This is a genomic window from Bradyrhizobium sp. SZCCHNRI2009, assembly GCF_032485115.1.
Classification (GTDB): domain Bacteria; phylum Pseudomonadota; class Alphaproteobacteria; order Rhizobiales; family Xanthobacteraceae; genus Bradyrhizobium.
In genome coordinates this window covers 610,221-631,548 of sequence record NZ_JAUEUH010000004.1, presented here as the reverse complement: position 1 = coordinate 631,548, position 21,328 = coordinate 610,221, and the positions used below count along the sequence as shown (strand labels likewise).

Annotated in this window: 20 protein-coding genes; 7 read left to right on the top strand and 13 right to left on the bottom strand. The window is 65.8% G+C overall.

The annotated features are described in order from the left end of the window. Window positions 1-2: 2 nt before the first annotated feature. A complete protein-coding gene (locus tag QX041_RS18205) occupies window positions 3-182 on the bottom strand; it encodes a hypothetical protein (protein WP_315753598.1) in 180 nt (59 codons plus the stop codon). Window positions 183-476: 294 nt separating this feature from the next. On the opposite strand from QX041_RS18205, the gene QX041_RS18200 reads away from it, so the two are divergent. Next, complete coding sequence (locus QX041_RS18200; protein ID WP_315712887.1) at window positions 477-1,499, top strand: hypothetical protein; 1,023 nt, start codon at window positions 477-479, stop codon at window positions 1,497-1,499. Between the two features lie 282 nt (window positions 1,500-1,781). Here the strand turns inward: QX041_RS18200 and ahcY are convergent, their stop codons facing one another. From ahcY to QX041_RS18185, 3 genes are all read right to left on the bottom strand, one after another. After that, window positions 1,782-3,203 (bottom strand): adenosylhomocysteinase, encoded by a 1,422-nt coding sequence (ahcY, locus tag QX041_RS18195; protein ID WP_315712889.1) that lies wholly within the window; start codon window positions 3,201-3,203, stop codon window positions 1,782-1,784. Between the two features lie 121 nt (window positions 3,204-3,324). Continuing rightward, window positions 3,325-4,521, bottom strand: a complete 1,197-nt coding sequence (gene metK / locus QX041_RS18190) for a methionine adenosyltransferase (RefSeq protein ID WP_315712890.1) — start codon at window positions 4,519-4,521, stop codon at window positions 3,325-3,327. A 57-nt stretch (window positions 4,522-4,578) separates the two neighbouring features. Beyond that, a complete protein-coding gene (locus QX041_RS18185; RefSeq protein ID WP_172112675.1) occupies window positions 4,579-5,928 on the bottom strand; it encodes a hypothetical protein in 1,350 nt (449 codons plus the stop codon). Between the two features lie 155 nt (window positions 5,929-6,083). Between QX041_RS18185 and QX041_RS18180 the strand changes: the two genes are divergently transcribed. The 4 genes from QX041_RS18180 (at window position 6,084) to QX041_RS18165 (ending at window position 10,278) form a co-directional block, all read left to right on the top strand. Further along, window positions 6,084-7,751, top strand: a complete 1,668-nt coding sequence (locus QX041_RS18180) for a caspase family protein (RefSeq protein WP_316166159.1) — start codon at window positions 6,084-6,086, stop codon at window positions 7,749-7,751. 183 nt (window positions 7,752-7,934) lie between these two features. Next, window positions 7,935-8,312, top strand: a complete 378-nt coding sequence (locus QX041_RS18175; protein ID WP_315712895.1) for a DUF2147 domain-containing protein — start codon at window positions 7,935-7,937, stop codon at window positions 8,310-8,312. Window positions 8,313-8,369: 57 nt separating this feature from the next. Then, a complete protein-coding gene (locus QX041_RS18170) occupies window positions 8,370-9,062 on the top strand; it encodes an SGNH/GDSL hydrolase family protein (protein ID WP_316166158.1) in 693 nt (230 codons plus the stop codon). Window positions 9,063-9,147: 85 nt separating this feature from the next. Then, complete coding sequence (locus QX041_RS18165) at window positions 9,148-10,278, top strand: acyltransferase (protein ID WP_316166156.1); 1,131 nt, start codon at window positions 9,148-9,150, stop codon at window positions 10,276-10,278. A 42-nt stretch (window positions 10,279-10,320) separates the two neighbouring features. On the opposite strand, the gene QX041_RS18160 is transcribed toward QX041_RS18165, so the two are convergent. The 6 genes from QX041_RS18160 to QX041_RS18135 form a co-directional block, all read right to left on the bottom strand. Beyond that, entirely contained in the window at window positions 10,321-11,439 is a 1,119-nt protein-coding gene (locus QX041_RS18160; RefSeq protein ID WP_315712900.1) for a cobalamin-independent methionine synthase II family protein, read from the bottom strand. 448 nt (window positions 11,440-11,887) lie between these two features. Next, window positions 11,888-12,604, bottom strand: coding sequence for an ABC transporter ATP-binding protein (locus QX041_RS18155; RefSeq protein ID WP_315825106.1), 717 nt, complete (start codon window positions 12,602-12,604; stop codon window positions 11,888-11,890). Then, complete coding sequence (locus tag QX041_RS18150) at window positions 12,604-13,350, bottom strand: ABC transporter ATP-binding protein (RefSeq protein WP_315712902.1); 747 nt, start codon at window positions 13,348-13,350, stop codon at window positions 12,604-12,606. Before QX041_RS18150 ends, QX041_RS18155 begins: the two co-directional genes overlap by 1 nt. Beyond that, complete coding sequence (locus tag QX041_RS18145) at window positions 13,347-14,384, bottom strand: branched-chain amino acid ABC transporter permease (RefSeq protein ID WP_315768766.1); 1,038 nt, start codon at window positions 14,382-14,384, stop codon at window positions 13,347-13,349. Before QX041_RS18145 ends, QX041_RS18150 begins: the two co-directional genes overlap by 4 nt. A 7-nt stretch (window positions 14,385-14,391) precedes the next feature. Beyond that, entirely contained in the window at window positions 14,392-15,261 is an 870-nt protein-coding gene (locus QX041_RS18140) for a branched-chain amino acid ABC transporter permease (RefSeq protein ID WP_315825108.1), read from the bottom strand. A gap of 244 nt (window positions 15,262-15,505) precedes the next feature. Beyond that, window positions 15,506-16,684, bottom strand: a complete 1,179-nt coding sequence (locus QX041_RS18135; RefSeq protein ID WP_315768767.1) for an ABC transporter substrate-binding protein — start codon at window positions 16,682-16,684, stop codon at window positions 15,506-15,508. 344 nt (window positions 16,685-17,028) lie between these two features. Here QX041_RS18135 and QX041_RS18130 point away from each other — a divergent pair, with 344 nt between their 5' ends. Next, window positions 17,029-17,268, top strand: coding sequence for a hypothetical protein (locus tag QX041_RS18130; RefSeq protein WP_315825109.1), 240 nt, complete (start codon window positions 17,029-17,031; stop codon window positions 17,266-17,268). Window positions 17,269-17,283: 15 nt separating this feature from the next. Here the strand turns inward: QX041_RS18130 and purU are convergent, their stop codons facing one another. Then, complete coding sequence (purU, locus tag QX041_RS18125) at window positions 17,284-18,147, bottom strand: formyltetrahydrofolate deformylase (RefSeq protein ID WP_315825110.1); 864 nt, start codon at window positions 18,145-18,147, stop codon at window positions 17,284-17,286. Window positions 18,148-18,302: 155 nt separating this feature from the next. On the opposite strand from purU, the gene QX041_RS18120 reads away from it, so the two are divergent. Then, entirely contained in the window at window positions 18,303-19,136 is an 834-nt protein-coding gene (locus QX041_RS18120) for a uroporphyrinogen-III synthase (protein WP_315768773.1), read from the top strand. Between the two features lie 58 nt (window positions 19,137-19,194). Here the strand turns inward: QX041_RS18120 and QX041_RS18115 are convergent, their stop codons facing one another. Together QX041_RS18115 and gmd are read right to left on the bottom strand one after the other, a co-directional pair. After that, window positions 19,195-20,142 (bottom strand): GDP-L-fucose synthase family protein, encoded by a 948-nt coding sequence (locus QX041_RS18115; protein WP_409999193.1) that lies wholly within the window; start codon window positions 20,140-20,142, stop codon window positions 19,195-19,197. Further along, window positions 20,126-21,208: a GDP-mannose 4,6-dehydratase gene (gmd, locus tag QX041_RS18110; protein ID WP_315768775.1), complete on the bottom strand. Its 1,083-nt coding sequence runs from the start codon at window positions 21,206-21,208 to the stop codon at window positions 20,126-20,128. The genes QX041_RS18115 and gmd overlap by 17 nt, the downstream gene beginning before the upstream one ends. Between the last annotated feature and the right edge of the window lie 120 nt (window positions 21,209-21,328).

The following is a 21,328-nucleotide window of genomic DNA, read 5'->3' as shown; positions in this document are numbered from 1 at the left end:
GCTCAGCCGCGCACGGCGTAGGGCGTCTGCGCCAGACGGTCGGCCCCCACGGCGAGATCGCGCTGCGCATCGGCCAGCGCCTTGCGTTCGCGCTTTTCCTCGGGCAGCGACCAGATCGAGTCCTCGGGCGCGTAGTCCCGGATCAACCTCGTGCCACCGACGATGATCTCGATGGTGCTCATGTAGCCAGCTCCACGAACGAGTTCCAAGAGAGTACGCGGCGCGGCTGGCGTTGGCAACCGAGCGTCGGCCGAAGGCCCTGCGGTCTCCGCCACCTGTCATCGCTGAACGATCGTTCGCAGCGAGTCGCGCCACACACGGAACTCACGATCGTTGCACGCAGGCCACAGTTCTCGCAAAAGCTGCGCGGGCGCGGAGATGCGTTATTGCGCCGGGCCGTCTTGCGCCGAACAATCGCAGGTCTCGGATGCCTGACCGCCCCTCACCAGCAGGGGCTCGGATTTTGGGGAGGCCGGATGATGAGCTCGCAGCAGCTTTTGGCGCGTGCGTTGTGTCGGTCCGTTGTCCTGGTAGCTTGTGCGGCGGCATGGCCCGCGGCCGCCGCCGAGATCGAGGCAGCGACGCCGCCCGTCGCCGCGGAGCCGATCGCGACGTCGCCGCAGCCGACCGCAGCCGAGACTGCGCTGACGACCGCGTCGATCACTCCATCGGCTGTCCTGCCGGCGGACGAACAGGCCGCGCCCGGCGCGGCGACCGAACCGCCCCGGCCCACTGTCGCCAGCGCCGACCGCATCGAGATCCTCGACGAGTGCCCCGACATCGATGCCTGCATCGATCGCTATCTGTGGGCGCTGTACGAGCGCGCGCCGAAGCTCGACAAGATCCGCGAGACCGAGCGCCGCGTCGTCACGGTCAAGCGCAAGGGACGCATGGTGAAGGTGACGCGCAGCTTCACCAAGCTCGTCGACAACGACTTCACCTGGAAGGATCCGAAGGCGGCCGAGCGCATCGGCCGCAGCATGATGGAGTATGTGATCGGCGGCATGGACCGCGGCTTCAAGCTGAAGCTGTTCCACACCTTGCATGCCGCCGAGGCCGCAGGGCTCGCGCCCGGCATCACCAGCGGCTTCCGCGACGACTACCGGCAGGAGATCGCGAGCGGCCTGAAGGCCGCCAGCAACCGCTCCTATCACGGCGGCAGCCTGCGCGGCGGCTACGGCCACGGACTCGCGGCCGACATCGTCAGCGTCAACGGCGCGACGCGCGCACAGCGCTGGGTGGCGACCGAGGCGCTGTGGAAATGGGTCGATGCCAACGGCAAGACGTTCGGCATCGGCCGGCCCTATCTCGATCACGACCCGCCGCATGTCGGCCCGGTCGACGGCGAGGAATATGCCAAGCATCGCGCGCCGGCCGTGAAGGTGGCAGCGGCGGAGACGAAGAAGCACAAGCGGATCGCGGCACGGCCTGAGCATCATGCGGCGAAGCGTACGAAGGCGATCCGCGCGTCGGCGCTGGCCTCGCGGCGAACGAGCTGATTGTCACGTTCACCGCAGGTCGCGGCGTTCCGCTGATTTCATAGAGCGCGCCGCGATCTCCGTCATTGCGAGGAGCAAAGCGACGAAGCAATCCAGAGTCCCGTCCACGACTCTGGATTGCTTCGCGGAGCTTGTCATCGGGCCGCGCACCTGCGGGGACAAGGTGGCTCGCAATGCCGATCGGAGGCAGGCGCAGATTCAACTCACAACTACGCCGAAGCAAGCAAAAGGCCGGGGCAATGCCCCGGCCTTCGCCATGTCAGCCGCGCGGTGCGCCGGATATCAGTAGCGGTAGTGGTCCGACTTGAACGGGCCTTCCGGCTTGACGCCGATGTAGGAGGCCTGGTCGGGGCGCAGCTTGGTGAGATTCACGCCGATCTTGGCGAGATGCAGCATCGCCACCTTCTCGTCCAGCGACTTCGGCAGCACGTAGACTTCCTTCTTGTACTTGCCGTCCTTGTTGTTGGCGTAGAGCTCGATCTGGGCCAAGGTCTGGTTGGTGAAGGACGCCGACATCACGAAGGACGGGTGGCCCATCGCATTGCCGAGGTTCACGAGGCGGCCTTCGGACAGCAGGATCATGCGCTTGCCGTCAGGGAAGGTGATCTCGTCGACCTGCGGCTTGATGTTGGTCCACTTCAGGTTCTTCAGCGAGGCGACCTGGATCTCGTTGTCGAAGTGGCCGATGTTGCAGACGATGGCGCGATCCTTCATCGCGCGCATGTGCTCGATGGTGATGATGTCCTTGTTGCCGGTGGCGGTCACGAAGATGTCGGCGCGCGGCGCGGCGTCCTCCATCGTCACCACCTCATAGCCCTCCATTGCCGCCTGCAGCGCGCAGATCGGGTCGATCTCGGACACCATGACGCGGCAGCCGGCCTGGCGCAGCGAGGCGGCCGAGCCCTTGCCGACGTCGCCGAAGCCGGCGACCATCGCGACCTTGCCCGACATCATCACGTCGGTGCCGCGGCGGATGCCGTCGACCAGCGACTCACGACAGCCATAGAGGTTGTCGAACTTCGACTTGGTGACGCTGTCGTTGACGTTGATCGCGGGCCACAGCAGCGTGCCGGCCTTCTGCATGTCGTACAGGCGGTGCACGCCCGTGGTGGTCTCTTCCGAGACGCCCTTGATCGACTTGGCGATTTCGGCGAAGTAGCCCTTCGGCTTCTCCTTGAGCTGCTTCTTCAGCAGCGCGAAGAACACCTCCTCTTCCTCGGACGCCGGCTTGTCGAGGAACGCGGTGTCGCCGTTCTCCGCGCGCAGGCCGAGATGGACATACATGGTGGCGTCGCCGCCGTCATCGAGGATCATGTTGGGATGGCCGCCGCCGTGCCAGTCGAACAGTTTTGCGGTGTAGTCCCAATAGTCGACCAGCGTCTCGCCCTTGACGGCGAACACCGGAATGCCGGCGGCGGCGATCGCGGCGGCCGCGTGGTCCTGGGTCGAATAGATGTTGCAGGAGACCCAGCGGATGTCGGCGCCGAGCGCCTTCAGCGTCTCGATCAGCACCGCGGTCTGGATGGTCATGTGCAGCGAGCCCGCGATGCGCGCGCCCTTCAGCGGCTGCTTCGGGCCGTACTCCTCGCGCGTCGCCATCAGGCCGGGCATCTCGGTCTCAGCGAGCGAGATCTCCTTGCGTCCGAACTCGGCGAGCGAAATGTCCTTGACGATGTAGTCGTTGAAACCTGGCTTGGCGGTCATGTGGGGTTCCTGTCTGTAAAAGGCGTCATTCCGGGCGCGCGTCAGCGCGAACCCGGAATCCATCACTTCGAGATTCCGGGTTCAGCGCTGTCGCGCGGCCCCGGAATGACGGCACTAAGAGCTACACCGCACGCTTGAGCGCCTCGACGAGGTCGGTCTTCTCCCAGGAGAAGCCGCCCTCATTGTCCGGCGTACGGCCGAAATGGCCGTAGGACGAGGTGCGCGCATAGATCGGGCGATTGAGGTCGAGGTGGGTGCGAATGCCGCGCGGCGTCAGGTCCATCGCCTGAGCGGCCGCCTTCTCGAGCACCTCCTCCGGCACCTTGCCGGTGCCGTGGGTGTCGATATAGATCGACAGCGGCCGCGCCACGCCGATCGCATAGGCGAGCTGCAATGTGCAGCGATCGGCGAGACCGGCGGCGACGATGTTCTTTGCGACGTAGCGCGCGGCATAGGCGGCGGAGCGGTCGACCTTGGTCGGATCCTTGCCGGAGAACGCGCCGCCGCCATGCGGGGCAGCACCGCCATAGGTATCGACGATGATCTTGCGGCCGGTCAGACCAGCGTCGCCATCGGGACCGCCGATGTAGAACTTGCCGGTCGGGTTGATGTGCCAGATCGTCTTCGGCGTGATCCAGCCTTCCGGCAGCGCCTTGCGCACATAGGGCTCGACGCGCTCGCGGACCTGCGCCGAAGTCATGTCCTCGACCAGATGCTGGTGCGACACCACGATCTCGCGCACGCCGACCGGCTTGCCGTTCTCATACTGCACGGTGACCTGGCTCTTGGAATCCGGACCGAGCACCTTCTCGACACCGGCGTGGCGGGCTTCCGAGATCAGCCGCAGGATCTTGTGGGCATAGAAGATCGGCGCCGGCATCAAATCCGGCGTTTCATTGGTCGCGTAACCGAACATGATGCCCTGGTCGCCGGCGCCCTCTTCCTTGACTTCGCCGGGCTGCAGCGCGTCGACGCCCTGGGCGATGTCGGCCGACTGCGGATGCAGCAGGATCTCGATATCGCAGGTCTTCCAGTGAAAACCTTCCTGCTCGTAGCCGATGTCCTTGATGGCCTCGCGGACGACGTGCTCGATGTGCTCGTTGGTGACCGAAGCCGGGCCGCGGGTCTCACCGGCGATCACGACCTTGTTGGTGGTGGCGAGCGTCTCGCAGGCGGCGCGGATCTGCCAGGGGTCGATGCCGGCCTTCGGCCCTTCACGGTAGAACAGGTCGACGATCTCGTCGGAAATACGGTCGCAGACCTTGTCCGGGTGGCCTTCGGACACCGACTCCGAGGTGAACAGATATGACGCGCGCATCAAGCAACCCCTTCTTCGCCGCCCACGGCGGTCGTTTGTATTGATCCCTAAGGAATGTCAGTCGCGACGCCGCGAGATGACGTAGGATTCATCGTAGAACCACAGCCCGTTGTGCTTTCGCAGAACCTCTCTGGCGGCGTCGAGCGCGCGGGACGAGTGGGCCACCTCGGTCAGGCGGTCTTCCTCGATCTGCGCGACATACACCGCCGCGTTCCAGGCTGCAAAGGCCGTCGAGGTTCCGATCGCACCGGTGACCTCGTTGGGCAGAGCCTCCATCTCATACCTGAAAATCGAGCGATTGTCCGCATAGGCGTTAAAATTTAAGTCCCGCCCACTGGAGCCGAGCTCGTATTTCACGGCGCGCAATAGCTCATGGCGGCTCACCGAGAAAGGATTTTCTCCCGGCCAGACCGCCTGGATGATGTCCAGGCCCGGATCCTGGCCGTGGGAGTGGATTCCGATCAGCCGGCCGCCCGGCTTCAGCGCCCGCGCCAGCGGTGCGATGATGCGCTTGGCGCGGAAATTGACCGAGGACCGGGCCCGGTAGGGCTGCGAGGCGATGATCAGGTCGAAATTGGCCTCGACCCGACCGGCCCGCGGGATGATGCCGTCGAGCAGGAAGCGGTGATCCTCGCGATACAGCACCAAGGCGATCGGCCGCTCATAGACCGGCATGCCGGTGCGCTGGGAGACGTTGGCGCGCCAGTTCTGCTCCAGAAACGGCTTCAGCGCCGTGATCTGGGCCTCGAAATCCCCGGACGAATCGCCCTGCAGCACGACCTCGTGCCAGATCATCGAGGCGGCAACCGAAGGCGACGCCGGCGTCAGCCAGGGCGCCTCGGCATAGTTCATGTTGGTGAACACGAACACGCTGGCCGGATGCTCGAACAGCCGGTCGGGCACCTTCTCCAGTGTCAGCCGGACGTCCTCGAGGCTCAGCTCCTTGCCGGCGACATAGAACGGAATGTGTGGAAAACGGCCGTGCATGGTGCGCAGGACCTTCGACAGCACGGTGCCGTCGCCGACGCCGGCGTCGAACAGCCGCAGCGCCGGCGGCCGCGGATGGATGCTGGCGAGCTCGAGGCCGACGCGCTCGGCCACCACCCGCTTCTCGCTGCAGGTGTGCACGAACAGCAGGTATTTCTGACGGTTCTCGAAGAAGCGGAAATTGCTCTTGGGATCGCGCTTTTCGGGCACGACGTCGAGCCGCGGCGGCGGCAGCGTGCCAGTCGAGGCCGCGATATAGGCCTGGATGCGATCCAGCGTGTCGATGGTGATGCGCTTGCCCTCGCGCAGCCGCTGCACGAGCTTGCCGTCGTTCACGGCGCGCCGGCCGAACGTCGATTCCGCCATGTCGGACTGGCGGCAGAACTCCGTGATCTGGGCGAGCAGCTGGTCGTTCTTCATTCGGCCCGACGGGTGGGAAATAGGAGTGGGCAACGCGCCCTTGGCCCAACCTCCTAGCACCATCTGCCCACCATTGGAAAGAGCCTGAACCCGGAACCTTCCGGACGCAACAAACCGGATAGGTTCCCGCCTCTCGTCCCCCACGGTCCGTGCCGATGCGCCGCTCCCTCCTGCTGCTGATACCGCTGCTGGCTGCCCTCTGGGCGTCTCCCGGCCTCGCCCAGTCGAAGTCCCAGCTTGGCCCCCTCTGTACCACCGAGACGACGCCGGCCGACCAGATGATCGCCGCCTGCACCAAGATCATCGCGCTGAAGGTGTTCTCCGGCAGCCAGCTCGCCACGATCTATTTCTGGCGCGCGGTCGGCTGGAACAAGAAGGGCGACTACACCCACGTCATCGCCGATGCCACCGAGGCGCTACGGCTGCAGCCGGCGCAGGCGATCTATAATCTGCGCGGCTCGGCCTATTACGACAAGGGCGAGTACGAGATCGCGATCGCCGACTTCAACGACGCCATCAAGAGCGGCGCGCCGAGCGGCACGCTCTTCCACAACCGCGGCAACGCCTATCGCGGCACCGGCGACTACGCCAGGGCGATTGCCGACTATGACCAGGCGATCAGGCTGACGCCGAAATCCGCGCTGTCCTGGCAGAATCGCGGCATCTCCAAGGAAGCGACCGGCGACCTCGACGGCGCGCTCGGCGACATCAACGAGGCGATCCGGCTCGATCCGGCGCTGGCCTCGCCGCTGATCAACCGCAGCGTGATCTGGCGCGCCAAGGGCCATCTCGACCGCGCCGTTGCCGACGCCTCCGAGGCGGTCCGGCTGGCGCAGAATCCGCCGGCCAACGTGATGACACCGCCGGGCAGCGTCGTCATCTCAGCCCACGTGCATCGCGCGCTGGCCTATGAGGCCAAGGGCGAGTTCGATGCGGCCAAGGCGGATTACGCCGCGGCGCTGAAGCCCACCGCATCCGATGCCGGCAGCAAGGCCAGCCAGGCCACCGCCAGGGTGCGGCTGTCGCTGCTGTCGGAGCCGGCGGCGCGCCCCCAGCAGCGGCCGGAATCCCCGGCCCCCTCCTCGGCCGCAGCGGTGCCGACCGGGCAGCGCATGGCGCTGGTCATCGGCAACGGCGCCTACACGCACGTGCAGCCGCTGCCCAATCCGCCGCGCGACGCGCGAGCCATCGCCAGGAGCCTGCGCGACATCGGCTTCACGGTGACGGAGGGCCTCGATCTCGACCGCGCGGCGATGCAGGCGAAGACGCGCGACTTCCTGCGCGAGGCGGCGCGGGCGCAGGTCGCCGTGGTGTTCTATGCCGGCCACGGCGTGCAGATCGACGGCCGCAACTATCTCGTCCCCACCGACATTGCGCCGTCTGCAGGCAGCGGCGTGGTCACGGCGATGGTCGACATGGACCAGATCCTGGCCGGGCTCGACGACCAGGTCCGCACCAACATCCTGATCCTCGATGCCTGCCGCAACAATCCGTTCGCCCCGCCGGAGACGGCAGGCGCCGGCCCCGGCCGGGGTCTCAGCGCCAGCGGGCTCGCCGCGCCATCCTCGCTCGGCTCCGGCGCGACGTCCGGGGCCGGCACGCTGATCGCGTTCGCGACGGCGCCGGGCAAGGTCGCGCTCGACGGCGACGGCGACAACAGCCCGTTCTCGGCGGCGCTGACCCGCCACATCGGCACGCCCGGTCTCGAGGTGCAGCAGATGCTGACGCGCGTTCGCGCCGAGGTCGTGGCCGGCACCAAGAACAAGCAGGTGCCGTGGTCGAACTCCTCGCTGCTCGGTGAGGTCTATCTGGCGGCGAGATAGACCTGCGGCTGGGCAGGCGCTGCTCCAGCCCGACCGTCACGGCCCTCGGGGAGTCAGGCGCAGCATGCCCGAATCCTGATATGCTGCCGCACAATGGAGACGAAGCGTATCGCCGTCGGCCCGCCCAATCGCCGACACGATCCGCCGGCAACAAGCTCGTCTCGAAGGATCAGGGAGGCTCGCATGATCGGTCGTTTCGTTGTTGGACTTGGTCTGTCAGTCGTGCTGGCCGCAGGCCCGGCGCTCGCCGACGATGTCACCGGCGTCTGGCTGCGCGAAAGCGGCGCCTCCAAGGTCAAATTCGCGCCCTGCGGCGGCGCCGTCTGCGGCACGCTGGTCTGGATCAAGGAAGGCACCGACACTCCCGCCAAGGTCGGACAGCGGCTGTTCTCCGGGATGAAGCCGACCGGCCCCAATGCCTGGGCCGGCAGCTACAGCAATCCCGATGACGGCAAGACCTATGATGCCAAGATGACGCTCACCGGTGGCACCCTGACGACCGCCGGTTGCGCCTTTGGCGGCGTCATCTGCCGTTCCTCGACCTGGACGCGGGCGAATTAGAGCTCCGTTTGCGAATTCAGACTACGGTCGGGTCGCATCAAGGCATCGATCGTCCATATGGCAGCAAAGACGCAGGCGCGGCTGGGATTCGTGCTGTTTGCGGTGATTGCCGCAGCAGCCGCGACGTTCGTGCTGGCGCGCCGCTCCGCGACGCCGTCGGGCAGCGACCACCGCACGGTTCGCCAGCTCATCGTCCACTACAACCTGATGGCGCGCTCCGATGACCCGATCGTCGTGCTCGGCGACAGCATCGTCGAGGCGGCGACGCTGCCGGCCAGCGCCTGCGGACATCCGGTCGTCAACGCCGGTCTCGCCGGCGCCGGGACGCGCAGCGACCTGGCCGGCTGGCTCAAGCCCGCACTCGGCCCGAAACGGCCGTTCGCGATCATCGTCTCCCTCGGCGTGAACGATGCGCTGACCGCCAAATCCGACTCCAGCGAGGCCTTCGCCGGGCGCTACGAGGCCCTGCTGCGCGAGCTGTCAAAGCTCACCACGCGCATCTTCGTCACCGAGTTTCCCTCCGTCGAGGCGCGCGGGCCATTCACGCCTGCCATGGAGAAGGCCGCCATGGCGAGCATCACCGGCTATCGCGCCATGCTGCCGGACCTCGCGAGGCGCACCGGCGCGACCTTCCTGCCCCTGCCGCCGATGGAATCGCCGTTCACGCTCGAAGGCATCCACCTGAATGCCACGGGCTATCGGTCCTGGGACCAGGCGATCCTGCAGGGAACCGAGCTCGCCTGCCGCTGATCCCGCAGGCTGCGAAAACAATCCTTCACTTCGCGCCGGCTAGGATGGGGGCGCACATCCCGTCGAGACGGTTAACGATCACCGCATGGCCCCGCTTCACACATCGACATCGCCTGGGACTCACAAGCTGCTCGGACTGGAGCTGCTGCGTTTCCTCGCCACGATCTCGGTGCTGCTGTGGCACTACCCGCACTTCGCCTACATCGCCGATGCCCCTGTCGATCTCATCCGCAGCGAGCTGCCGTTCTACAATGTCCTGTTTCCGTTCTATGAGCTCGGCGAATACGGCGTCGTGATCTTCTGGTGCATCTCGGGCTTCATCTTCTTCTGGAAGTACAGCGCGATCATCCCCGATGGCACGGTCGACGGCTGGACCTTCTTCGTCAACCGGCTGTCGCGGCTCTATCCGCTGCATCTCGCAACGCTGCTGCTGGTCGCGGGGCTGCAGGCCCTCTATGTCGCGCAGCACGGCGTCTTCTTCGTCTACCAGAGCAACGACCTCGCTCATTTCGTCGCCCAGCTTTTCATGGCGAGCGACTGGCTGCCGCCGACCGGGATCAGCTTCAACGGCCCGATCTGGTCGGTCTCGATCGAGGTCCTGGTCTATGCGGCGTTCTTCCTGGCGCTGCGTTTCGTCACCACATCGCCGCTCTTGAACCTGGCGATGATCCTGGCCGGCATCGCGAGCGGGACGCTGGTCGGCAAGTGTTTCGTGTTCTTCTATGCCGGCGGACTGGCCGCCATGGCGCGGCAGGGCGTCGCCGATGCCCCGTACCGCGCGCGGCTGGAAGCGTTCGCCGCGTGCGCCGTCGTTACAATTCCGCCGGCCCTCTGGCTCTCCGGCGTTGAGCTTGCCGAGCGCTCCGCAGCGCTCCTGCTCGTTTATACACCCATCCTCTTGTTCGTCTGCGCGACGCCCATCACGCTGCCGCGGCGCACCGAAGTCCTGCTGCAGGCCGCCGGCAACATGACTTATTCGTGCTACCTGTTGCACTTCCCGATCCAGCTCACGATCGCGCTGGCTTTCGGCGCGCTTGGACGAGCGATCCCCTACGGCAGCCCCTCGTTCTGGGTCGGCTTCATGGGGCTGACCCTGACCGCGGCGTATCTCACCTATTCCGGGTTCGAGGCCCCGGCACAGCGGCTGATCCGCCGCGCGCTGCTGCGCAAAAAAGAAGCGGAGCGGATTGCTCCGGCCCCGCTTCCGCATCACTGATCAGCACGCCCCATGTCGAGGCGTGCAGTGTTCACGGCGCGCTTACTTCCCCCAGATCTCCTCGGCAAGCTCGACGCAGAGGCGCAGCTTGGCCCACTGCTCTTCCTCGGAGAGGATGTTGCCTTCCTCGGTCGAGGCGAAGCCGCATTGCGGCGACAGCGCGAGCTGGTCGAGCGGGGCGAACTTCGAGGCCTCTTCCAGGCGGCGCTTGATGTCGTCCTTCTTCTCGAGCTCGCCGACCTTCGAGGTCACGAGACCGACGACGACGACCTTGTTGCCCTTGGGCAGGAAGCGCAGCGGCTCGAAGCCGCCAGCGCGCTCGCTGTCATACTCCAGGAAATAGCCGTCGTAATTGGTATTGGCGAGCATGGTCTCGGCGACCGGCTCGTAGCCGCCCGAGGAAATCCAGGTCGAACGGAAATTGCCGCGGCAGACATGCGTGGTGATCGTCATGTCGGCGGGCCGCTCGGCGATCGCGTAGTTGATGATGCGCGAATAGATCTGCTGCAGACCGTCGGGATTGTCGCCGCGCTCGCGCGCCTTCTTGAGCTCGTCCTGCGAGCACAGATAAGCCCAGACCGTATCGTCGAACTGCAGGTAGCGGCAGCCGGCGTCGTAGAAGGCCTTCACGGCCTTGCGATAGGTCTTGCCGAGATCCTCGTAGAAGGCGTCGAGATCGGGATAGACGTCCTTGGAGATCGACTTGCGGCCGCCACGGAAGTGCAGCACCGCCGGTGACGGGATCGTCATCTTCGCCGTGACATGCGCGGTGTCGGCGTGCTTCTTGAGGAAGCGGAAGTGGTCGAGCATCGGATGACTATCCGGGAAGTCGAGCTTGCCGATCACGCGCACCGCGTCATGACGGGTCTGCACGCCGGTGAACTGGATGCCGGTGTCCGGGTGAAACAGCTCGCATCCGGTCAGCTTGGCGAGAAAGTCGAAGTGCCACCAGGAGCGACGGAACTCTCCGTCGGTGGCGAGCTTGAGACCGGTCGAGGCCTGGCGATGCACGACCTTCTCAATCTCCATGTCCTCGATCTTTCGGAGATCGTCGGCCGAGATCTCGCCCTTCTCGAGCTTGGCGCGGGCTTCCTTGATCTTCTGCGGCCGCAAGAGGCTGCCGACTTCGTCGGCGCGGAATGGGGGCTTGGTGCGTTGCATGTGCTCACTCCTTGGAAGGCGTCGATTCGTTGGATAGGGTTGTTGGACCGGCTGCGATCTGTCCTGGCTGGTTACCTGGGCAAAGCGTGATGGACTGGGTCCATCCCCTAGCCCGTATCCGGTCGGTATACAATTCTATCGAGGAGAGATCGTGGAGGGGCATGGCGCAATCCATGGCCCGTGCAATGGGCTGACCTACCCTGACCTCGTTCAATGGGGCATCCTGAGGTGAACCCATCAAATCCGCCTCCAGGTGAAGTGCCATCGCGACAACGGCGCTGGCCAGCCTTCCTGCTGTAACGACCGGATCCTGCATACCGGTGTCCACGGCGGCCGCACCATACCGCCGGATCTTCCGGCATGGCCTTCACGCTGACTGCGCGAGCCACACCGTCCCTGCAACCAAGGATGACGCTTCGCCCTGTAGCGTTCAAGCCCGACGATCAGGTCAATGCGCGGCCGCGCTCGCGACGCCGAGGTGCCGCTCCAATGGCGCCGGATCGGCCTTCAAGGCGCTCGACGGCGCGTCATGCACGATGGTGCCACGCTCCAGGATGACGACGCGGTCAGCCAGCGCGAGCAGCTTCTGCGCGTGCTGCTCGACGATCACGGAGCACAGGCCGCCGGCGCGGCTGATGGTGCCGATCGCGGCCAGCAGCTCCTCGACGATGATCGGCGCGAGGCCCTCGGTCGGCTCGTCGAGCAGCAGCACCTTGGGATTCAGGGTGAGCGCGCGGCCGATCGCCAGCATCTGCTGCTCGCCGCCGGAGAGCTGATTGCCGAAATTGTTGCGTCGCTCCTTGAGCCGCGGAAACATCTGGTAGACGCGCTCGATCGACCAGGGTCCCGGCTGCGCCACCGCCGTCATGTTCTCCTCCACCGTGAGCGAGCGGAAGATGTTGCGCTCCTGCGGCACCCAGCCGATGCCGGCGCGGGCGCGCTGGTCGGCGCGAAGAGCCGTGATGTCGGTGCCGGCGAGCGCAAGCTTGCCGGAGAAGCGGCGGGTGACGCCGACGATGGAGTTGATCAACGTGGTCTTGCCAGTGCCGTTGCGGCCGAGCAGCGCCAGCACCTGGCCCTCGGGCAGCTTGAGCGACATGTTCGGCAGCACGACCGCCTGGCCGTAGCCGGCGCGAAGATTTTCAATCGCGAGCAGATCGGTCATCACGCAGCCTCGCCGAGGTAGACCGCCTTGACCTGCGGATCACGCGCAACCTCGTCGGGCGTGCCTTCAACCAGCAGAGCGCCGGAGACCAGGACCGAGATGCGGTCGGCAAAGGAGAAGACGAGGTCCATGTCGTGCTCGATCAGCAGCACCGTGACGTCGCGCGGCAGCGCGGCGACCGCGGCGAGGATGTCCTTGCGCTCGCCCTCGGGCACGCCGGCGGCGGGCTCGTCGAGCAGCAGCACGCGCGGGCGCGCGGCGATCGCGACCGCGATCTCCAGCAGGCGCTGCTTGCCATAGGGCAAGGTCGAGGTACGGTCGTTCATCACGTCGAGCAGCCGGAAGCGCTCGAGCGTCTCGGCGATCTCGGCATTGATGTCGTCGCGCGTGCCCATGCGCCGCCACCAATTGCCGCCGCCGCCGAGCCGCTCGGAGACCGCAAGCCCGATGGTCTCCAACGGCGTCAGGTCGGGATACAGCTGGTTGATCTGGAAGGTGCGCGACAGGCCGCGCAGCACGCGCTTGTGCACCGGCAGATCGGTGATGTCCTGGCCTTCGAGCAGGATGCGGCCGGCGCTCGGCTCCAGCACGCCGGTGAGCTGATTGATGACCGTGGTCTTGCCGGCGCCGTTCGGACCGATCAGCGCGTGGCGCGCGCCGGGCGCGATCTGCAGCGACAGATCGCGGGTGACGTGAAGGCCGCCGAAATGCTTGTCGAGGCCGCGGGTTTCCAATGCGTAGGTCATGGCGCCTCGTTATCGGTGAGGGCCACCGCGGCCTTGCGGCCGGCGATCTGGCGCAGGACGAGGTTGGGCAACCACAGCGCATAGGCGTGGATGCGGTGGCGGCCGACCAGCACGATGACGACCAGCACCAGGCCGATCCAGAACATCCAGTACTGCGGCGTGATCCACTGGAACAGTTCCTGCAACATCCGGAACACGGCGGCGCCGATCAGCCCGCCATAGAGATAGCCGGAGCCGCCGATGACCAGCATCAGCACCAGATCGGCAGAGCGCTCGAACGCGAACACGTCGAGCGAGGCGAGCGCCGTGGTCTGGGTGAACAGTGCCCCCGCAATGCCGGCATAGAACGCCGCGACGGTGTAGATCGCGATCAGGCGCTTGTTGACGGGAATGCCGACGGCGGCGGCGCGCAAAGGATTGTTCTTGATCGCGCGCAGCGACAGGCCGAACGGCGAGTGGACGATGGTCCGCGCCAACAGGAACAGCACGAACAGCACCGCAAGCGAATAGAAGAAGCCGGTCCTGCCGAACATGTCGAAGGCGAACACGCCGAAGATCGGCTGGATGTCGATGCCCTGGAGACCGTCGGTACCGCCGGTGATGTTGGAGAAGCGCTCCGCCAGCGCCTCCATCAACAGCGCGATGCCGAGCGTCACCATCAGCCGCGTCAGGTCGACGCCGCGGATGACCAGGAAGCTGGTGGCGAAGCCAAGCACGGTGGCGGCGAGGCCGGCCACGATCAGCGCCAGCACCGGCTCGTTGATGATGCCGTGCACCGAGAGCAGGCCCGCGCAATAGGCCCCGACGCCGAAGAAGGCGGCGTGGCCGAGCGAGACGATGCCGGCATAGCCGAGGATCAGGTCGAGCGAGAGCGCGAACAGCGCCAGCCGCAGGATCTCGGTCATGATCAGGTAGCGCGAGGGAAACGCCAGTCCGACCGCCAGCACGACGATCCAGAAGGCGAACTCGCTCCAGTGCCAGCGGCCATGCTGCCTGGCGTGAAATCCGACCTCGGTTTGTGCGTTCGTGGTCATGCGATCCTCACCGCGTCGCCGTGCGACCGAACAGGCCGTTCGGACGCCAGATCAGGATCACGATCATGATGGTGTAGATGACGAAGGGGCCGAGCTTCGGCACGTAGTATTTGCCGGCGACGTCGCCGATGCCGAGCAGCAGCGAGGCCAGGAACGGCCCGGTGATCGAGGACGAGCCGCCCACGGTGACCACGATCAGGAAGTAGATCATGAACTTCAGCGGGAAGTACGGATCGAGGCCGAGGATCTCGGCGCTGAGCGCGCCGCCCAGGCCAGCGAGCCCGCAGCCGAACGCGAAGGTGAAGGCGAACACCTGCGGCACGTTGATGCCGAGGCCGCTCGCCGCGCGGGGATCATCGACGGCGGCGCGCAGTCGGCTGCCGAACCGGGTCTTGGAGAGCACCAGCTGCAGCCCCACCGTGAGCAGCCCGCAGATCACGATGATCATCAGCCGATAGCGGCCGATGCCGACGCCGAAGACGTCGAACTGGCCCTGCAGCACGTCGGGCAGATTGATGAAGATTCGCGAGGAGCCCATGATGTAGTCGACCGCGGCCACCGTCATGAAGACGAGCCCGATCGAGAACAGCACCTGGTCGAGATGGCTGCGCGCATAGAGATGCTGATAGAGCGCCCGCTCCAGCAGCGCGCCGATCATGGCGCTCGCGACGAAGGCCAGCGGCAGCGCCGCGAAGAACGGCCATCCCATCCGGTTGACGAGCACGGCGCAGACATAGCCGCCGGCCATGGCGAAGGCGCCATGGGCGAGGTTGACGAAGTTCATCAGGCCGAGCGTCACGGCGAGCCCGCAGGCCAGCACGAACAGCAGCATGCCGTAGGCGACGCCGTCGAACAGGTTGGTGAGGATGGCGGTCATTGAAGTGTACGTCGGTCCCCGGTCCTATCCCTTCCAGGGAAGGGCACACATGTCACGCTTCGCTCGGTCTGCGCCTCCCCCGCGTGCGGGGGAGGTCGGATCGCATCGAAGATGCGATCCGGGTGGGGGAACTCTCTGCACACGACCAGCGCGCCGCGGGGCGCCCCCACCCCAGCCCTCCCCCGCAAGCGGGAGAGGGAGCGGCACCTGTCGTGCCGCGCGTCCCTCGATGACGCCTATCGCGTCACTTCTTGGCCTTGCCCGGATCCTTGACGGCGTCGAAGGTCTGGAACTCTACGTTGTAGAGCTCGCCGTCGACCTTCTCGACCTTGCGGATGTAGACGTTCTGAACGATGTCGCGCGTCTCCGGATCGATCGAGATGGGACCGCGCGGGCTCTCCCAGGCCATGCCCTTCATCGCAGCAATCAGGGAATCGCCGTCGGTCTTGCCACCGGTCTTCTTCAGCGCCTCGTAGATCAGATGGATGCCGTCGTAGCCGCCGACCGCCATGAAGCCCGGACGGCTGTTGAACGCCTTCTTGTAGGCCGCGACGAACTCCTTGTTCTTCGCCGACGGATGCGCCGCCGAATAGATGTGCGCAGTGACGGCGCCGAGCACGGCGTCGCCCATGTCGTTGAGCAGGTCGTCGTCGGTGACGTCACCCGGTCCGATCACCTTGATGCCGCTCTTGTCGAGGCCGCGCTCGGCATATTGTTTCATGAAGTTGCCGCCCTGGCCGGCCGGCACGAACACGAACATGGCGTCCGGCTTGGCGTCCTTCATGCGCTGCAGGAAGGGAGCGAAGTCGGGGTTCGCCAGCGGAACCTTGATTTCCTCGACGATCTCGCCACCGCCAGCGGTGAAATGCTCCTTGAACGAGGCCAGCGCGTCGTTGCCGGGCGCGTAGTCCGAGGTCAGCGTGGCGACCTTCTTGATGCCGTTCTTGACCGCCCAGTCGCCGATGATGGTGGAGGACTGCGGCAGCGTGAAGCTGGTGCGGACGATGTAGGGCGACTTCTCGGTGATGATGGAGGTGCCGGCCGCCATGACGACTTCCGGGATCTTGCCCTGGGTGGCGAGCGGCGCGGCGGCGAAGGCCGCCGGCGTCACGCCAAAGCCGGCGATCACGTTGACCTTGTCGTTGACGATCAGTTCCTGCGCCAGACGCTTGGTATTGTCGGGCAGCGCCGCGTCGTCCTTGAGGATGACCTGGATCTTCTTGCCGGCGACGGTGTCGCCGTTCTGCTGCATGTACAGCTTGATCGCGTTGTCGATCTGCTTGCCGGTCGACGCCTGGCCGCCGGTCATCGGCACGATCAGGCCGATCTTGAATACGTCTTCGGCCCGCGCCGCACCCGACGCGAGCGCAGCCGCGGCAAGAGCCGCACTGGCGAGCGTCAGTGTCTTGCTTCGCACGAACATTGAAACTACCTCCCTGGTCGGATCAGGACCGCAGCCCCCGGCCATTGTTGTCTTAACCGTGCGATCTCGTTCACGATATCGCGGGCGCATCGCTGCGGACTCGGGACCCCGTTGTCAATGGCGATCATGGGAGGCTTCGTGAACGGTAGGTTTCCGCAACGGACCACCAATCCGTGATTGGTATATTAATACCCAAATCATCGAACGGCCAAATTTTGCCAATTGATGGCAAGTCGTTAGGGTCCAGGCCGCGGGTCGCCCGCAGCACGAAAGGTCACCCATCAATGCCGGCCAGACACCCCCACCGGACCAGACTGTTTCCGGCCGCGATGATGCTTCTCGCCATGGCCGGGCCGATCCTTTCCGGCTGCTCGTCGATCAATGAGAAGGTCGGCGCGGGGATGGGCGATCTGATGCCGCAATGGGCCGGCGGCCTGCCGGCCGACGCGCCACCCCGTCCAGGAACCCCGGAATACGACCGTTTCATGCAGGAGCGCGAGCGGCAGCGGCAGATGCCGGCCGCCGAACGCGACAAGGAGACGCAGTCGAACGCCAACGCGCAGGCGACCGTCCCCGGCCGCTGACGGGCGGTCGCGACATCAATCCATGAAGACGACGGTCTTGCGCCCGTTGAGGATGACGCGATCCTCGAGGTGATAACGGATCGCCCGCGCCAGCACGCGCCGCTCGATGTCGCGGCCCTTGCGCACGAGGTCCTCCGGCGTGTCGCGATGGCTGATGCGCTCGACATCCTGGTCGATGATCGGACCCTCGTCGAGATCCCGGGTCACGTAATGAGCTGTGGCGCCGATCAGCTTGACGCCGCGCTCATAGGCCTGGTGATAGGGTTTTGCGCCCTTGAAGCCCGGCAGGAACGAATGATGGATGTTGATGCAGCGGCCCGACAGGCTCGCCGACATCTCGTCCGACAGAATCTGCATATAGCGCGCCAGCACGACGAGATCGGTCTTCGTCTCATCGACCAGCTTCAGGATCGCCTGTTCCTGGTCGCGCTTGGTGTCCTTGGTCACCGGCATGTGGTGGAACGGGATGTCGCCGAAATCGAGCCCGGCATAGGTCTCGCGCGGATGGTTGGAGACGATGGCGGTCGGAATCATCGCGAGGTCGCGGGTCCGCCAGCGATAGAGGATGTCGACCAGACAATGGTCGAACTTCGACACCAGCAGCATCACCCGGCGCTGCCCGGCGCGGTCGCGCATCTGCCAGTCCATCGCAAAGCGCTCGGCGATCGCGGCGAAGCCGGTCTGCAGCGCCGGCAGGTTGACGGCGAGATCGGCGGCCGTGAACACCACCCGCATGAAGAAGTGACCCGTCTCGAAGTCGCCGAACTGCTGGGCATCGAGAATGTTCTGGCCATTGTGGGCGAGGAAGGTCGAAACGGCCGAGACGATCCCGGGACGATCCGGGCAGGACAGGGTCAGGACATATTGGTGGTTGGACATGGCGATGACGTACCGGGCGGATGATATGAGGGGAATGATGCGGCAGGCTTGGCGCCCGTTCGGGCCCTGCTCTACCACCCTCCGCGCCCTTGCGCCAACGCTCGGCGCGGGGGCAGGATGAACAAAACATCAACTCTCAAACTTCGAGCATCGCCATGGCTGACAGGCTGACCGGCAACCGCATCCTGATCCTGGAAACCCGCGAGGAGGCGCAGTTCTCGCGGCTGCTCGCCGAGCAAGGCGCCGACGTGCTGCAATGTCCGATGTTCACGATCCAGGATGCGCCGGACCCCGCGCCGATCGAGGCCTGGATCCGCCGCTGCATCGAGCGGCCGTTGGATGATCTCGTGCTGATGACCGGCGAGGGCCTCAGGCGGCTGATGACCGTGGTGCGCCGGATCGGCGTCGAGGCCGAGTTCATCGCCGCGCTCGGCAAGGCCCGGAAGTTCACCCGCGGCCCCAAGCCAGGGCGTGCCTTGCGCGAGCTCGGCTTGGAGGCGCAGGTCACCACGGAGAAGCCGACCTCGGAAGGTGTTGCCGAACTACTGGCAAGCTACGACCTCAAGGGCCATCGGCTCGGCCTGCAGCTCTATCCCGACAAAGATCATTCCGCGCTGATCGGTGCAATCAAGGCTGGTGGCGCCGAGGTCGATCCGGTGCTGCCCTATGTCTATGACGCCAAGGCGGCGGATGCGAACATCCTCATCGCGATCGACGAGATGATCGCCGGCCATGTCGATGCGATCGCGCTGACGAGTTCGGGCCAGCCGCGGCGGCTGTTCGACGTCGCCAAGGCGCACGGCGTGGAGGATCGACTGCGGCAGGGCTTGGCGCGTACGCCGATCGCCTCGGTTGGGCCCGTGGTCACGGAGGAGCTGGCTGCGCATGGGCTGGCGCCGTCGATCACGCCAGCGGGCGAGGCCTATTTCATGAAGCCGCTGATCTCGGCGATGGCGACCGCGCTGGGCGCGAAGGCGCAGCGGGTTTGATCGCGCTCCTGGAGAGCCGTCATTGCTTCGGCGCTTCGCGCCTCGCAATGACGGAGAACTAACCCTGCCCTGTCTCGCGCAGGAACGCCTGATAGGCCCGCGCGATGCCGTCCTCCAGCGTCGTCGTCGCGCGCCAGCCGAGCGCGGCGAGGCGCGAGACGTCGAGCAGCTTGCGCGGCGTGCCGTCAGGCCGCGAGGCGTCGAAGCTGATCCGTCCCTGATAGCCGACGGTGGCCGCGACCACGCGCGCGAAATCGGCAATGGTGATGTCCTCACCGGTGCCGATGTTGACCAGCCCGGTGTCCGAATAGGTCTTCATCAGGTGCACGCAGGCATCCGCCATGTCGTCGACATAGAGGAATTCGCGCCGCGGCGTTCCCGTGCCCCAGACGACCACCTCGGGCGCATCGGCGAGCCTGGCCTCGTGGAAGCGGCGGATCAGCGCCGCGACGACGTGGCTGTATTCGGGATGATAGTTGTCGCCCGGACCATAGAGATTGGTCGGCATCACGTTGATGAAGTCGGCGCCGTACTGGCTGCGATAGGCCTCGACCATCTTGATGCCGGCGATCTTGGCGATCGCATAGGGCTCGTTGGTCGGCTCCAGCGGCCCGGTCAGCATGGCGTCCTCGCGCAGTGGCTGCGCGGCAAGCTTCGGATAGATGCAGGAGGAACCGAGAAACATCAGCTTCTCGGCGCCATTCACATGCGCGGCGTGGATGACATTGGCAGCAATGGCAATGTTGTCGTAGATGAACTCGGCGCGCAGCGTGTTGTTGGCGACGATGCCGCCGACCTTCGCCGCAGCAAGGAACACTACCTGCGGCCTGGCGCGCGCGAACCATGCGAACACCGCCGCCTGGTCGCGCAGATCGACCTCGCCACGCGGCACCGTGAGCAACTCGACGCCTTCGCTCGCCAACCGCCGCACCAGCGCGCTGCCGACCATCCCGCGATGGCCGGCGACGAAGACACGCTTGCCGCGGAGATCAAACGGCGTGGCCACTGCTCGCCTCCCGCCGCGCGGCGCACAGATCGCTGGCGACCATCTCCTTGACCAGTTGGGCGAAGCTCGTCCTTGGTTTCCATCCGAGCTTGTCGCGCGCCTTGCTGCAATCGCCGATCAAGAGGTCGACCTCGGTCGGGCGGAAATAGGTCGGGTCGATCCGCACCACCGCCTTGCCGGATTTGGCGTCGATCCCGGTCTCCTCGACCCCCTCGCCGCGCCATTCGATGCGGCGACCGACCTCGGCGAAGGCGAGTTCGACCAGTTCGCGCACCGAATGGGTCTCACCGGTCGCCAGTACGAAATCGTCGGGCGTATCGGCCTGCAGGATGCGATGCATGCCCTCGACATAGTCGCGCGCATGGCCCCAGTCGCGTTTGGCCTCGAGATTGCCGAGATAGATCGTCTCCTCCAGGCCGGTTTCGATGCGGGCGACGCCGCGGGTGATCTTGCGGGTCACGAAGGTCTCGCCACGGATCGGGCTCTCGTGGTTGAACAGGATGCCGTTGCAGGCGAACATCCCGTAGGCCTCGCGATAGTTCACCGTGATCCAGTAGCCGTAGAGCTTGGCGCAGCCATAGGGCGAGCGCGGATAGAACGGCGTGGTCTCCCGTTGCGGGATCTCCTGGACCAGGCCGTACAGCTCCGAGGTCGAGGCCTGGTAGAACCGCGTCTGCTTCTCCATTCCGAGAATGCGAATGGCTTCCAACAAGCGCAGAACCCCGAGCGCGTCGGCATTGGCGGTGTATTCCGGACTCTCGAAGCTGACGCCGACGTGGCTCTGGGCGGCGAGATTGTAGATCTCGTCGGGGCGGATCTGCTGCACCAGCCGGATCAGGTTGGTGGAATCGGTCATGTCGCCGTAGTGCAGCAGGAACGGCACGTTGCCTTCGTGCGGATCCTGGTAGAGATGGTCGATCCGCGCGGTATTGAAGGACGATGACCGCCGCTTGATCCCGTGCACCGTGTAGCCGAGACCGAGCAGATATTCGGCCAGATACGCGCCGTCCTGGCCCGTGACGCCCGTGATCAGCGCCACGCGGCCGCTGCAGTCCTTCCCCGCCATGCTCACTCCAACACCGTCTCGGCCCTTCAAGGCCGGAGTTCCCGGTGAGCAGTCCACAGCCGAGGCCGCGGGTCAAGCTCAACGACGAACCAGCGCCGGATAGACCCTGAAGGGGCCTGC

Coding starts and splice junctions, on each gene's coding strand:
- QX041_RS18130 (WP_315825109.1), top strand. CDS start 17,029: ATGGCCGGGCCGATCCTTTCCGGCTGCTCGTCGATCAATGAGAAGGTC.
- QX041_RS18135 (WP_315768767.1), bottom strand. CDS start 16,684: ATGTTCGTGCGAAGCAAGACACTGACGCTCGCCAGTGCGGCTCTTGCC.
- gmd (WP_315768775.1), bottom strand. CDS start 21,208: ATGGCGGGGAAGGACTGCAGCGGCCGCGTGGCGCTGATCACGGGCGTC.
- QX041_RS18155 (WP_315825106.1), bottom strand. CDS start 12,604: ATGACCGATCTGCTCGCGATTGAAAATCTTCGCGCCGGCTACGGCCAG.
- QX041_RS18185 (WP_172112675.1), bottom strand. CDS start 5,928: ATGAAGAACGACCAGCTGCTCGCCCAGATCACGGAGTTCTGCCGCCAG.
- QX041_RS18175 (WP_315712895.1), top strand. CDS start 7,935: ATGATCGGTCGTTTCGTTGTTGGACTTGGTCTGTCAGTCGTGCTGGCC.
- QX041_RS18150 (WP_315712902.1), bottom strand. CDS start 13,350: ATGACCTACGCATTGGAAACCCGCGGCCTCGACAAGCATTTCGGCGGC.
- purU (WP_315825110.1), bottom strand. CDS start 18,147: ATGTCCAACCACCAATATGTCCTGACCCTGTCCTGCCCGGATCGTCCC.
- QX041_RS18200 (WP_315712887.1), top strand. CDS start 477: ATGATGAGCTCGCAGCAGCTTTTGGCGCGTGCGTTGTGTCGGTCCGTT.
- QX041_RS18170 (WP_316166158.1), top strand. CDS start 8,370: ATGGCAGCAAAGACGCAGGCGCGGCTGGGATTCGTGCTGTTTGCGGTG.
- QX041_RS18160 (WP_315712900.1), bottom strand. CDS start 11,439: ATGCAACGCACCAAGCCCCCATTCCGCGCCGACGAAGTCGGCAGCCTC.
- metK (WP_315712890.1), bottom strand. CDS start 4,521: ATGCGCGCGTCATATCTGTTCACCTCGGAGTCGGTGTCCGAAGGCCAC.
- QX041_RS18140 (WP_315825108.1), bottom strand. CDS start 15,261: ATGACCGCCATCCTCACCAACCTGTTCGACGGCGTCGCCTACGGCATG.
- ahcY (WP_315712889.1), bottom strand. CDS start 3,203: ATGACCGCCAAGCCAGGTTTCAACGACTACATCGTCAAGGACATTTCG.
- QX041_RS18165 (WP_316166156.1), top strand. CDS start 9,148: ATGGCCCCGCTTCACACATCGACATCGCCTGGGACTCACAAGCTGCTC.
- QX041_RS18180 (WP_316166159.1), top strand. CDS start 6,084: ATGCGCCGCTCCCTCCTGCTGCTGATACCGCTGCTGGCTGCCCTCTGG.
- QX041_RS18120 (WP_315768773.1), top strand. CDS start 18,303: ATGGCTGACAGGCTGACCGGCAACCGCATCCTGATCCTGGAAACCCGC.
- QX041_RS18145 (WP_315768766.1), bottom strand. CDS start 14,384: ATGACCACGAACGCACAAACCGAGGTCGGATTTCACGCCAGGCAGCAT.
- QX041_RS18205 (WP_315753598.1), bottom strand. CDS start 182: ATGAGCACCATCGAGATCATCGTCGGTGGCACGAGGTTGATCCGGGAC.